Below are 13290 nucleotides of genomic sequence, written 5' to 3'. Positions count from 1 at the left end.
GTGTGTCAGTCGTAGTCAAAGCGCCCGACACACCCTCGGAAGGCCCGAAATCCTTGAGTTTGGCTGCGGCATAGTGCCGCGCCGGACCGCCAAAAGGTCCTTAGTCCGGAAAATCCGTCTGTCAATTCCAAAGACATTGAAAAAAAATCTGAACTAATCTGAAGAAGCACCACTCAGAGATACTGAATGGCTGGTGAAGCCCTTCGATGCTCCTATGTTGTGTTAAGTGTTGGCAGATATCTGGACCCCGCCCTAGCGGTCTAGAACTTGAACCCCGGAACTTCCCCCTCCCCATAGAAGTCCGGGGTTTTTTTTGCCCGTAGAAAACTGCCCGGGGCGCACCGCAGGCAGTTCCCGAGCCTTACTGCGCCTCTGCTTCGGCGCCTTTATCCGCCAGTTCCATCCAGCCCGCCAGCACGGTGTAGGCCTCTTCCAGCCCCATGCGTTTTGGCGCCGAGAACAACTGGATCGTCACAGCGTCGCCCCAACCCTTGCGGATTTCCGACTGAACCTTGAGCAGCGTGTTCTTGGCCGCGCCATAGGTCAGCTTGTCCGCCTTGGTCAGCAGAATGTGCATCGGCATACCGCTGGCGATGGCCCAATCAAGCATCAACAGGTCGAAGTCGGTCATCGGGTGACGGATATCCATCATCAGAATCAGACCCTTCAAACTCTCGCGGCTGCCCAGGTACGCCTCGAGGTGACGCTGCCAGTGTTGCTTGAGCGGGATAGGGACTTTTGCATAACCGTAGCCCGGCAGGTCGACCAGACGGCGTTCATCGTCTAGCTTGAAGAAATTCAACAGTTGCGTGCGCCCCGGCGTTTTCGAGGTTCGCGCCAGACTGGCATGGGTCAGGGTGTTGAGAGCACTGGACTTGCCGGCGTTGGAACGCCCGGCGAAGGCGACTTCAAAACCTTCGTCATCCGGACATTGGTCGACTTTGGCGGCGCTGAGCATGAAGGTAGACTGTTGGCACAGACCGAGGATGGGATTCTTGAGTTGCATGGGATTTCCGATGTGGGCGGCGCCTGGAATGGGCCCGGCAAGCGGTGTCGCTTCCGTTTCAGTGACGCCAGTATATAATGCCGCAGATTTTGTGTGCGCTTTGTCCCAGCGTAGGACGAAGTTCACGAGAGCGACAGACCTAGATTGCGCACTAGAACGCAGCACGCTCTCAACCCTGAAAAGGTCGTTTTATGACGAAATGGCTGCTAGCTGCCGGTGTCCTGATACCGCTTTACAGCGCTCAGGCTACACAGAATCCGGAAGCTGTGTACAACCGTGTTTGTGGTGCCTGTCATTCCGGCCAACTCCCCATGGCGCCTCAAAAGGGCGATCAGGAAGCTTGGACGCCGAGGTTGGCGAAAGGTATGGAGACGCTGGTGCAACACGTGACCCAGGGTTTCAAGGCGATGCCGCCGCGTGGTTTGTGCATGGACTGCAGTGCCGAGGATTACCGAGCCATCATCCAGTGGATGAGCGAGTAAGCCCGGTCCATAACTCTTAACCCTTAGCCGTAGTTGGATTAGCTGATGAACAAACTGATCGTGAGTCTGCTGTTGACCGTGGGGATCTCCGGCGCTGCCTATGCCGCAGGTGAGCCAGTAAAACCTGGTGACGCCGCCGCAGGCCAGGCAAAAGCCGCCGTATGTGGCGCCTGTCATGGCCCGGATGGCAACAGCATGGCGCCAAACTTTCCAAAACTGGCGGGCCAGGGTGAACGCTACCTGACCAAGCAACTGCACGACATCAAGTCGGGCAAGCGCACCGTTCTGGAAATGACCGGCCTGCTGACCAACCTGAGCGATCAGGACCTGGCGGACATCGCCGCCTACTTCGCCAGCCAGAAAGGCAGTGTCGGCGCCGCCGATCCTAAAGTCGTCACACGCGGTGAAGCGCTGTTCCGTGGCGGCGACCTGGCCAAGGGCATGCCCGCCTGCACCGGTTGCCACTCGCCAAACGGCGCGGGTAACGCCGCTGCCGGCTTCCCGCATCTGGGCGGCCAGCACGCTCAATACGTCGCCAAGCAACTGACCGAATTCCGCAAGGAAGAAGGCGGCCGGACCAACGACGGCGACAGCAAGCCGATGCAGACCATCGCCAAGAAAATGAGCGACGAAGACATCGCCGCAGTGTCGAGCTACATTCAAGGCCTGCACTAAAGCCGGTGAATCGGGCGTGGCGCGGGGCATACAACGCTTGCAACGTTAACGCTCGATTAATCCATTGCAGGAAGTATAAAAAGGGTGGCTTTGGCCGCCCTTTTTTGTGGTCGCTGCCGTTACACTACAGAACTCACGCCCGCCATGACCTGTCTGAAAACAGGTCGCGCGAGGCGACAAAATTTGTCCAGGAGTAAAGCATGCGTAATCTGATCATCAGCGCCGCACTGGTCGCTGCCAGCCTGTTCGGCATGACTGCCCAGGCCGCCGAAACCCCAGCCGCCCCTTATGTCGAACTGAGCAATCCGGTTCCGGTAGCCGTTCCAGGCAAGATCGAAGTGGTGGAGCTGTTCTGGTACGGCTGCCCGCACTGCTACGCATTCGAGCCGGTGATCAACCCTTGGGTCGAGAAGCTACCTTCGGACGTCAACTTCGTCCGTATTCCCGCCATGTTCGGTGGCCCGTGGAACGCACACGGCCAGATGTTCCTGACTCTGGAAGCCATGGGTGTTGAACACAAGGTCCACGCTGCGGTGTTCAACGCGATTCAGAAAGAACACAAGAAGCTGACCGACAAGAATGACATGGCGGACTTCCTGGCCACCCAGGGCGTCGACAAGGACAAGTTCCTGGCCACCTTCGACTCTTTCGCCATCAAGGGCCAGATCGTGAAGGCTACTGAACTGGCCAAGAAATATGAGATCACCGGTGTTCCAACCATGATCGTCAACGGCAAGTATCGTTTTGACGTAGGCTCTGCCGGCGGCGCTCAAGAAGCCCTGCAACTGGCCGACAAGCTGATCGACAAAGAGCGAGCAGCCAACAAGGCGGCCTCCAACTAAAAGGCTTTACCCACCATGCGCCGCTGGGGAAGTGAACGCAGCGTTGGCCTGCATGATCCGCGGGTCAACGAGCATCATCTGCAATCGACGGGTCTGCCCGAAGACAGCCGTTTGCGTTTGCTCAGTTTCAATATCCAGGTCGGCATCAGTACCGAACGCTATCGGCATTACCTGACCCGGGGCTGGCAACACCTGTTGCCGCACCACGGGCGTGCCGACAATCTGCAGAAAATCGGCAGCCTTCTCGGCGACTTCGACCTGGTTGCCTTGCAGGAAGCCGATGGCGGCAGCTTGCGCTCAGGCTACGTCAATCAAGTCGAACATCTGGCCCAGCTCGGCGCCTTTCCCTACTGGTATCAGCAACTCAATCGCAATCTCGGACGCTTCGCCCAGCACAGCAACGGGGTGTTGAGCCGCCTGCGGCCGTGGGCGATTGAGGATCATCCATTGCCAGGGCCGAAAGGTCGCGGAGCGATTCTGGTGCGCTTCGGCGAAGGCCCGGATGCCATGGTGGTGGTGATGATGCACCTGGCACTCGGCGCACGGACCCGCAGCCTGCAACTGGCCTACATCCGCGAGTTGATTGGTGGCTACAAGCACCAGGTACTGATGGGCGACATGAACACCCATGCCAGTGATCTGCTGCAACATTCGCCGTTGCGTGACCTCGGCCTGCTCGCGCCACAACTGGAAGCGACATTCCCCAGCTGGCGTCCACAACGCTGCCTGGACCACATTCTTCTGAGCCCGAGCCTGACCCTGGAAAAGGTCGAGGTGCTGGCCCAACCCATTTCTGATCACCTGCCGGTCGCGGTAGAGATTCGTCTGCCGAGTTCGCTCACGGCCGATGCATTGCCCGCATTGAGTCCTACCCTTCGCGGAACCCCTGAATGAGCGACGACGCCCAGCGCTGGAAAGAGAAATACCTCAAAAGCATCGAACAACAGGAAAAGCTCGAACGCCGCTGGGATGCCCGCCTCGACTTGCTGCGCCGCGGCCTGGTGCGTAGCACGCTGGCGGCGGAAGGCACCGATCGCGTCGTTGATCAATGCATGAAGGAAATGCGTGAAGTCGTGCGCACCGACGACATGGATGCCGGCCTTGCCGCCCTGCTCCCGCGCCTGGAAAAAGCCGTACTCGACTCCGAGCAACGCCGGGAAACCCGGATCAACCAGACCAGCGCCGCACTGACGGCACTCGTCACTCAGCTGCAAACCTTGCCGCTGCCCCGGGAAGTCAGCCGCCCGCTGAAAAGTTTCGCCAAAACCCTGGATAACCGGGTTCGCCAGGCTCGCGAGATCCCGTTGCTGCTCAGTGAGCTAAGCGGTTTGCAGGGCAAGGCCTTGAGCCAGCTGGATACCCCGCCGGAACCCGATCGCCCCAGCCTGCTGCAACGCCTGTTCGGTCACCGTGAAGCCGATGATGCAGCGACGCAGGCCACTCCGGTCGCCGAGCAACACCCCGTCCAACCGATGGAAACCGCACACACCCCGGTTGACGTTGAGCTGCACGTCGAAGCGCCAGAAACGCCAACCGTCGCCACCGAGCCACAAACCACAGTGGTAACGCCTGTACCGGCTGCTCCAGTCATTGAATCAACGGTACTCGAAGCGCAGCCAGAGCCCGCCTCGATTGAGGAAGCAAAACCCCAGGCGGATCAACCCGAACCAGCTGTAATCGTCTGCGAAGCTTCCGAATCCCCAACTGAACCGGCAATCAATCCCGACGAGCTGACACACACTGAGCCTGTCGCCCCAGCCCCCTCGGAACCAACCGCCGACGAGCCTGAACAACCTGCCGCCCATGACATCCTCTATGCCCTGCCGGACTCCCCCGAGCCGTCCTACAGCTCGGTGGCCAAGCATATCGAGGAGACATTGCTGGGCCTGCTCGACGATCTGACGATCCCCGAGCGCCATCGCCCGCAGGCGGAGTCGATGCGCTATCGCCTGAAGAACGGCTTGAACTGGTACGAGTTGCTGCCGATCCTCGACGACCTGGCTACCTTGATGCTGGCAATCTCGGGCAGCGGCCAGCACGAGTTCGAAACCTACCTGCAGCACCTCAACGAACGCCTCGAATCGTTCCAGAGCAATCTGCAAGCCGCCAGCGACGGCCATGCCGACAACCGCAGCGCCGCCCAGGCCATGGACACGCAGATCCGCGAACAAGTCGACGGTCTGCAGAGCAGCGTGCATGCGGCGTCCAACCTGGACGATCTCAAAGTCGTCCTGGAAAACCATCTTGAAGGCCTGCTCGGCACCATGGATCGCCATCGCCAGCAGCGCGACGAGCGCGAGCAGGAGGTGGCGGCCCGCCTCAATAGCCTGGCCGAACGAGTGGCGCACATGGAACAGGAGGCCCTGGGCTTTCGCGAACACCTCGAAGAACAGCGCCAGAAAGCCTTGATCGACCCGCTGACGGGACTGCCCAATCGCGCGGCCTGGAGCGAACGTCTGGACCATGAAGTCGGCCAATGGCAACAACACGGCAACACGTTGATGCTGGCCATGCTCGACCTCGATCACTTCAAACGCATCAACGATAACTACGGTCACCTGGCCGGTGACAAAGTGCTGAAGATCATTGCCACGGTGCTGCGCAAGCGCCTGCGCGGTACGGACTTCATTGCCCGGTTTGGTGGTGAGGAGTTTGTCCTGCTCTTGCCATCGACGGTGCCAGCCGCCGGGATGAAACTGCTGGAACACCTGCGCGCATCGATCGAAGCCTGCCCGTTCCACTTCAAGGGTGAGCCAGTCACTGTCACGATTTCCATGGGTTTGACGGCGTTCAGACCCGGTGAAAACAGCGATCTGGTGCTCAAGCGAGCCGACCAGGCGCTTTATCGTGCAAAAAATGCCGGGCGCAATCGAGTGGAGCTGGGCTGAGGGGCAGCACGCCCATTTGTTTAAAACTTTGTGAATGCCCTCCGCACGCAAGGCAGTACGTTACACTGTTGCATTACTGTCTTGCGTGTATTGCCCAGCTATGAAATTTCTCGCGTTCATCATCATGTCACTGCTGCTTCTGGCCGGTTGTGCCAGTGGCCCTCGTTACGACACCAGTCATCCTTCCGCCAATCACGACAGTCGCATCCAGTTCGTGGTGCTGCATTACACCAACGCCTCGCAGGAACGTTCGCTGCAATTGCTCACCCAAGGCGAGGTCAGCAGCCATTACCTGATCGGCGACGACAAAAAGGCGACCATCTTCAAATTGATGGACGAAAACCAGCGGGCCTGGCACGCCGGAGAAAGCCAATGGCAAGGCCGGACCTGGCTGAATTCGAGTTCCATCGGCATCGAAGTCGTCAACCCGGGGTTCAAGGACACTCCCACCGGACGTCTCTGGTACCCCTACAGCGAAGCGCAGGTGCAGTCCTTGATTGTCCTGCTCAAGGACATCACTACCCGCTACCCCATCAGTCCTCGCAGCATCGTCGGCCATAGTGACATTGCCCCCCTGCGCAAACTGGACCCGGGCCCGCTGTTTCCCTGGAAGCGCCTGGCTGCGGCAGGTTTCGGCATCTGGCCCAACGAGCAGGCCGTGGCGCGCCAGCAGCTACACTTTGAAACGCAGCCGCCGAGCATCAGTTGGTACCAGGCCCAGTTGGCCCGTTTCGGTTACGAAATCGCGCAGACCGGTGAACTCGACGTTGCCACACGCCATGTGATTGCCGCTTTCCAGATGCATTTCCGTCCATCGCGCTTCGACGGTACGCCGGACGCGCAAACCGCGGCGCTGCTTCAGGTGTTAAATCAGACAAAATAGCGACGGCCGCCCGACGGTCAGCGCGCCTTTGTCAATCAGCAGCTATAACTCATTGGTAATCCGCCGGATATTCCACGATGCCTGCTGCCAGAGAGACATTCCGTAGTTGGTTCTATCGCCCCTGGTTTCTGGCGATGATGGCGGCTGTCTTGAGCGCAACGCTATTGATGTCGGGCAGTTTGTTCATCGCCCTGCACCAGGTCCAGCAGAACGAAAGCCTGGAAATGAATGCCCAGGGCGAGCGTTTCCTCGCCCGCCTGGAGCAACTGTTCGGGCAGCTGCGTGAAAGCCTCGACGACCTGGAAGCCCAGCCGCTTCGTGGCTGCGATGACGAAATGATCGCGACATTGCAGCAAGTCACCTTCAACTACCGCTTCGTCTACGAAGCCGCGTACATGGATTCCACGCGCATCTGCTCCAACCGACCGCGTCAGGAAGGGTTGTCGCTGATACGTCCTCCCGACATCAAAGGTCCCACCTACAGCTACTGGCTGAACACCACCACCGAACCCGATGAAAACCGCGCAGCACTGATGCTCGGGCGCGGCAATTTTCGTGTCGCCACGTCTCGCGGGCATTTGACCGACATGGTCGATTTGTCGCCCGGCAGCAGCCTGCTGGTCGTCCTTGACCGTGGCACCCGGGCGATCCCGGTACTGGGCGCCGCGCAGGTGTGGCCGCCGTCGGAGCACTGGCCGCCGAAAAGCCGGGATGCCCTGCAAGTCACGCAGAAGCGCCTGATCTACCGCATGCCCACCGACAACCCGGAATACCAGCTGGTGCTGATCAGCCCCCGTGGCGGCACTCACATACCGCCGATGTGGTGGTGGCTGCTGCCGGTGTGCCTGAGCTTGTCCCTGTGCGTGGGGTTTCTGGTGTTCCTGCTGGTGCGTCAACGCCAGTCTCTGGATGCGGAACTGACCGGCGCCATACGCCGCGGCGAATTGCAGGTCTTGTATCAACCGATCTTCGACCTCGACAGTCGCAACTGCGTCGGCGCCGAAGCCTTGCTGCGCTGGCGTCGACCGGATGGAACGCTGACCAGCCCCGACCTGTTCATTCCCATGGCGGAGAACACCGGGCAGATCCGCCAGATGACCGACTTCGTCCTGCAACGCCTGTTGGAGCAACTGGGGCAATTGTTGCGAGCCAATCCGCAGCTCTATATCTCGGTCAACCTGGCGGCGTGCGATGTGATGGTGCCGCGTATTGGCCAGGTCATGGCTCGCCTGCTGACACTGCATCGGGTCGCCGCCCGGCAAATAGCCTTCGAGGTCACCGAACGCGGGCTCATCGACGTGGTGGTGGCACGGGAAAACCTGCAAGCGCTGCGCGATGTCGGCCATCAGGTGCTGATCGATGACTTCGGCACGGGCTATTGCAGCCTCGCCTATCTGCAAACCTTGCCGGTGGATTGCCTGAAGATCGACAAGGCCTTCATCGATGCGCTGGGTCATGACGCGGCCAGCAGCGGCGTCGCCCCACACATCATTCATATGGCGCAGTCGCTGCACCTGAAGGTGATCGCCGAAGGCATCGAGCATGAAGCCCAGGCGGAACTCTTGAGCAGTGAAGGGGTGAAGTTCGGTCAGGGCTGGCTGTTCGCCCATGCCCTGAGCGCCGTGCAATTCATCGAGTTGATTACCCGTGGTCGTCGGCTGGCCGGCCGACGCCTGGATGATGAAGCGTAGAGCTCGCTACACACTCAACGCCATGTAGAACTGCGTACCCTGCCCCGGCCGCGAATAAACGCCCATCCGCCCACCGTGCAACTGCACGATCTCCTTGCACAACGCCAGGCCGAGGCCGGCCCCACCTTTCTTGCGGCCCACCTGCACAAAGGGCTCGAAGATCCGCCCCTGCTGCCCGTAGGCAATGCCCTCGCCGTTGTCCTCGACACTGATGATCACCCGATCTCCGTGGCGTCGCGCCTGCAAGCGTATGAGGCCACCGGCGGACGTATGACGCAGCGCGTTGTCGATCAGATTGTCGAGTACCCGGTCCAGCTGCGGCTGGTCGGCCTGCAAGCGCGGCAACGGTCCTTGCACTTCCACCAGCAACTCGATGCCCTTTTCCTCGGCGTTACTGCTAAAGCGTGTCTGCGCCTGCTCCAGCAGGTCGTCGATGGAGCAAGGCGCCAGGCTGAGTTTCTGCAGGCCGTTCTGATAGCGCGAGAAATTCAGCAGGTCGTTGATCAACTGCATCAGGCGCTGCATTTCTTCGTTCACCGTATCCAGCAGATCGGCTTCACGGGAGTCCGGGGCAAAACGCGCGCGCTCGCGGAACAGGCCGAACGCCATGTGCATGCCGGTCACCGGCGTGCGCAGCTCATGGGAGGCGCGCAACACGAACTCGCTGCGCACTCGTTCAAAGGCACGCTGCTCGGTAACGTCATGCAGCACCATCACTGCGCCGAGAATATGCCCCTGGGTATGAACGACGGGGGTCAGGCTGAAGGTCAGCACGCGGGTCTCGCCATCGACTTCGATACTCAAGTCTTCCGGCGGACGCTCCAGCGTGCCGCCGCGCAGCACCATTTGCAGTTGTACATCGAGTTCGGGGCGCTGCAGGGCCACGTCCAGCGCTTGCCCGACCCGATCGGCGTCCCAGCCCAACTGGCGCTGGGCCACCGGGTTGAGATGCTCCAGGCGCCCCTGGCGATCGATCATCAGCAAGCCGTCATCGATGCTGTCCAGCACGGCCTGCAAGCGCTGCTGACCGGCCAGCAGTTCATCGACATTGGTGGCCTGATGCTCGCGCAACGCCTCGGCCATGATCCCGAAACGCCGGGTCAGCTGGTTCAGCTCTACAGCCGAGGACACCGGCAGCGTGACGTCGAAATTGCCCTGCCCGATATTGTCCGCCGCCTGCGCCAGTGCCTCGATGGGTTCGCCGAAACGCCGGGCGATGGCATGGGCGGTCACGAAACCGATGATCAGCACTGCCAACCCGACCAGCCCCAGCAGGCCGGCGATCAGCAAGGCACGCTCACGGGCCTGGCGCTCGGTATCGTTGATGTTATCCAGCGCGCGCTTGTGTTCGGCGATCAGGCCATTGCGCAGGGCATTGAATCTGTCCGTGAGCTCGTCGTTGCCGCTCAGGACATGGGTGGTATCAGGCGCCACTTCGTACGCCTTGATGAAACTCAGGTAGTCCGCCCTGGCTTTCTTGAATCCGAATTCGCTGCCCTCGTCCTGCGGCTCCTGGGCAATGCCTTCTTCGAGCAATTGCAGATAATGCTGCTTGGACGCTTCGAAGGCCGAAGAGTCCGGTTGCTCGCTGAGCATGATGATCAACTGATCGCCCAGCGTCTGGCGCAACTTGAGGCCGATATCCAGGGTGACGAAGTTGTTGCGCACCAGCGCTTCCTGGGTTCCGGCCATCTGCATCACGCTGACCAGGCCGAGCAACAGCCCGAGCAGCGCTACGGTGATCAGTGCGGAAATGCTCAGGAACAGCCGGGTCCGCAACTTCATCGCCAGTTTCATCGGCGGCGTCTCACAAGTTGTATTGCTTGCGTTTGCGGTACAGCGTCGATGCATCGATCCCCAGGGTCTTGGCTGCCTGGTCCAGCGTGCCGGCGGTGGCCAGGACCGCACCGATATGAGCCTTCTCCAGCTCGTCCAGGCTCAGGGCAGCGCCGATGCGCGGCGCATTGTTGATCGGCGTTTCCGCCATCCCGAGGTGACTGACCTCTACCCGTTCCTGCGCACAGATGATGCTCGCGCGCTCCACCACGTTGCGCAGTTCACGAATGTTCCCGGGCCAGCGATAGCCCAACAGCGCTTCGCGGGCTTCGTCGCTGAACCCCCGGGCCGGGCGTGCGTACTCTTTGACGAAGCGCGCCAGGAAACGGTCGGCAAGGTTCAGGATGTCTTCCCGGCGTTCGCGCAGCGGCGGCAGGTGCAAGGTGATGACGTTCAGGCGGTACAGCAAGTCTTCGCGGAAGCGGCCATCGCGGACCATATCCTCGAGGTTCTGGTTGGTGGCCGCCAGGATGCGCACGTCCGCACGGCGGGTAACCGGGTCGCCGACCCGCTCGTATTCCTTGTCTTGAATGAAGCGCAGCAACTTGGGTTGCAAGACCAGGGGAAAATCGCCGATTTCGTCGAGAAACAGCGTTCCGCCGTCGGCCTGATTGACCCGCCCCAGCGTGCTTTCGCTGGCCCCGGTGAACGCCCCTCGGCTATGACCGAACAGCTCGCTTTCCATGAGCTCGGCGGTCAGCGACGGACAGTTGATGGTGATGCAGGATTTCTTCGCGCGTTTGCTCCAGCCGTGAATGGCCTGGGACAGCTCACCCTTACCGGTGCCCGACTCGCCGAGAATCAGGATGTTGGCATCGGTGCCGGCGACCTGGCGGGCGGTTTCCAGCACCACTTTCATGGCCGGGCTGTGGGAATCCAGGCCATCCTTGGGCTTACGCACCTCACCTTCCAGCGCTTCCAGGCGCGCCGACAACTGCCGCACTTCCAATTGTTTGGCGGTGGCCAGGCGCAATTGATCCGGGCTGCAGGGTTTCACCAGGTAGTCAGCGGCGCCGGCCTGAATGGCATCTACCGCCGTATCCACCGCCGAGTGCGCGGTGACGATCACCACGCGCATCCAGGGCGCTTGAATGCGCATCTGGGCCAGGACATCCAGACCGTTGTCCTCACCCAGGCGCAAATCGAGGAAGCACAGATCGAAGACCTGACGTTGCAGCAGCATGTCAGCCTGAGCGGCACTGTTGGCCGTCGCCACGCTGTAGCCTTCGTCTTCGAGGCAATAACGGAAAGTACGCAGGATGGCGGATTCATCATCCACAAGAAGAATACGGCCTTGATGCTCTGTGGCTGATTCCATTTTCCTACGCTCCTTTATGAATGATCTTGGTTTAGTCCCGGAAAAATCGGGCAAGTTGCATGGTTCATTCTGATCCATTCCTGCGAAGACAGGATAGTTATCTCCCGCCTCGCCGGTTCGCGCGCTGATTTCGTGAGCCTTTTATAGAAAGGCACTGATCAAACGCGCAATCGCGTTTATTTCTGACAGCTACGCCCCCCTCTCAATTCAAAAAAATTGCGCCGCCAGCCTCGCCGATCGTGCATTACGCACGACCGCGCAAAAGCCCATCGTGCAGGATGCGTCCGAAGGTCAAAACACCATCATCATAAATAATTGATTTATATAGATTTTTTATCGGAAAAATTCTGGCACGCAGGCTGCAATATCCAAAATATCGCAGGGCAACAACAAACCGCCCTCAACCGATTACCCCAAAGTGGGAGGAGCTTCAGGATGAATCGCCAACGTGCCACCCAATTGCGGCTCTCGCCCTTGTATCTACAGCAAGGTCTTTTCGCCGTATTGGCACTGCTGATCACCTTGATTGCCGGTCAGCAATTCTTGCGCTGGGAACAGAACCAGCAGCAGGAAAGGCCAAGCGTGTCGTTTCAACACCCGACTCAAACCCACTTCAGCGCCGCCCGAAGCGGCATGGACGACAGCACTTCGATGCGAATGATGGATGTCGACCAGCACCAGTCGCTGGATCAATCGCCTCGTCAGGAACGCTGGGTGTTCTAGGTTCACACCCCCGGCGCGCTCGATACGCCGGGAAACGCAATACCTCTAAATAAATAGAAGCGTAAGGAGAATCACCATGTTGAGCTGGGCAATTACATTCTTGATCATTGCCATTGTCGCTGCCGTACTGGGCTTCGGTGGTATCGCGGGCACCGCCACGGGTATCGCCAAGATTCTCTTTGTCGTCTTCCTGGTGATGTTCATTGCATCCTTCTTCTTTGGCCGCCGCGGCCGAGGCTGACTGAAAACATGACAAAGAAAGAGGCGCATCGCCTCTTTCCCAGTGCGCCCACCCGAGGAAGGCAGGCGCATGACCAGGGGGTCGGGACGTTCTGCCTGTGTCAGGGGCGGAGTGACCTACGGGTACAGGGAGTGCCTGCGCAAGGGCCGGGTCAGGAAAAGCTGCTACGCAGGTTCGCCGATCTTGCATGAGTCGACGGACCTGCGAAGAGCTTGTACAGGCAAAGTATTGAGTTAGAGCGATCCATCGGTTTTTCGATCATCCCCGCTGCAACCCCTCCTTCCTCGCCGGAAAAATGCTTTTCCAGGCGCTGCTTTTGCGACCGTATATCGAGAAAAGACGCCCTCACCAGACGGGAAATTTGTCGCGCCCTATGTAGGAATTTCCCGGAAATCTTCCCCCGTGCCGCTGATCAAAAAACACTCAGATAGCGCTGCAATGGCCGGTTCACGGCACCTATGTCTGCCGAAATGTCGTATTCGAACCGATTGCGACGTCGCTTTCAGCTAAAAGACCTCATGCCGATTCGGCATAGGGTAGGCGTTTACGGCATTAGACGTCGCTTCCCCGCATCGGAATAGTTGCGCCTTTTTTCGCCTGCCAGAGAGCCACAACAAGCGCTCCGGGGCTCCTTATACGGGGGCAGTTGCACGCGACTTTTTCGCCACAAGCGGATCAGCTCGCGCATCTGTTCGAGTCAAACTG

The 13290-nt window shown here is 59.8% G+C and carries 12 protein-coding genes; 9 read left to right on the top strand and 3 right to left on the bottom strand.

The window, feature by feature from the left end; genetic code table 11:
- Window positions 1-361: 361 nt before the first annotated feature.
- The gene (yihA, locus tag ABTV29_RS00270) at window positions 362-1006 is read right to left on the bottom strand and encodes a ribosome biogenesis GTP-binding protein YihA/YsxC (RefSeq protein WP_433768293.1); all 645 of its coding nucleotides are present in this window, start codon (window positions 1004-1006) and stop codon (window positions 362-364) included.
- A 191-nt stretch (window positions 1007-1197) separates the two neighbouring features.
- Here yihA and ABTV29_RS00265 point away from each other — a divergent pair, with 191 nt between their 5' ends.
- From ABTV29_RS00265 to ABTV29_RS00235, 7 genes are all read left to right on the top strand, one after another.
- A complete protein-coding gene (locus ABTV29_RS00265) occupies window positions 1198-1488 on the top strand; it encodes a c-type cytochrome (RefSeq protein WP_433768292.1) in 291 nt (96 codons plus the stop codon).
- A 45-nt stretch (window positions 1489-1533) separates the two neighbouring features.
- Complete coding sequence (locus ABTV29_RS00260) at window positions 1534-2163, top strand: c-type cytochrome (protein ID WP_433768291.1); 630 nt, start codon at window positions 1534-1536, stop codon at window positions 2161-2163.
- Between the two features lie 200 nt (window positions 2164-2363).
- Complete coding sequence (gene dsbA, locus ABTV29_RS00255; protein WP_433768290.1) at window positions 2364-3005, top strand: thiol:disulfide interchange protein DsbA; 642 nt, start codon at window positions 2364-2366, stop codon at window positions 3003-3005.
- Between the two features lie 15 nt (window positions 3006-3020).
- Window positions 3021-3899 carry an endonuclease/exonuclease/phosphatase family protein gene (locus ABTV29_RS00250; protein WP_433768289.1) on the top strand — a complete coding sequence of 293 codons (879 nt, stop codon included), beginning with the start codon at window positions 3021-3023 and terminating at the stop codon, window positions 3897-3899.
- A complete protein-coding gene (locus ABTV29_RS00245; protein ID WP_433768288.1) occupies window positions 3896-5893 on the top strand; it encodes a diguanylate cyclase in 1998 nt (665 codons plus the stop codon). Before ABTV29_RS00250 ends, ABTV29_RS00245 begins: the two co-directional genes overlap by 4 nt.
- A 100-nt stretch (window positions 5894-5993) precedes the next feature.
- A complete protein-coding gene (locus tag ABTV29_RS00240) occupies window positions 5994-6776 on the top strand; it encodes an N-acetylmuramoyl-L-alanine amidase (RefSeq protein ID WP_433768287.1) in 783 nt (260 codons plus the stop codon).
- A gap of 77 nt (window positions 6777-6853) precedes the next feature.
- A complete protein-coding gene (locus ABTV29_RS00235) occupies window positions 6854-8467 on the top strand; it encodes an EAL domain-containing protein (protein ID WP_433768286.1) in 1614 nt (537 codons plus the stop codon).
- Window positions 8468-8473: 6 nt separating this feature from the next.
- Here the strand turns inward: ABTV29_RS00235 and ABTV29_RS00230 are convergent, their stop codons facing one another.
- Together ABTV29_RS00230 and algB are read right to left on the bottom strand one after the other, a co-directional pair.
- The gene (locus ABTV29_RS00230; protein WP_433768285.1) at window positions 8474-10264 is read right to left on the bottom strand and encodes a KinB sensor domain-containing domain; all 1791 of its coding nucleotides are present in this window, start codon (window positions 10262-10264) and stop codon (window positions 8474-8476) included.
- A gap of 10 nt (window positions 10265-10274) precedes the next feature.
- Entirely contained in the window at window positions 10275-11621 is a 1347-nt protein-coding gene (gene algB, locus ABTV29_RS00225; RefSeq protein WP_433768284.1) for a sigma-54-dependent response regulator transcription factor AlgB, read from the bottom strand.
- A gap of 435 nt (window positions 11622-12056) precedes the next feature.
- On the opposite strand from algB, the gene ABTV29_RS00220 reads away from it, so the two are divergent.
- Both ABTV29_RS00220 and ABTV29_RS00215 read left to right on the top strand, forming a co-directional pair.
- The gene (locus tag ABTV29_RS00220; protein WP_433768283.1) at window positions 12057-12344 is read left to right on the top strand and encodes a hypothetical protein; all 288 of its coding nucleotides are present in this window, start codon (window positions 12057-12059) and stop codon (window positions 12342-12344) included.
- 76 nt (window positions 12345-12420) lie between these two features.
- Window positions 12421-12585: a DUF1328 domain-containing protein gene (locus ABTV29_RS00215; RefSeq protein ID WP_003170804.1), complete on the top strand. Its 165-nt coding sequence runs from the start codon at window positions 12421-12423 to the stop codon at window positions 12583-12585.
- Window positions 12586-13290: the final 705 nt, after the last annotated feature.

Source organism: Pseudomonas putida (assembly GCF_050989985.1).
Lineage (GTDB): Bacteria > Pseudomonadota > Gammaproteobacteria > Pseudomonadales > Pseudomonadaceae > Aquipseudomonas > Aquipseudomonas putida_AI.
Note: the sequence above shows the minus strand (reverse complement) of the source record. Positions and strands in the feature narration are given on the sequence as shown.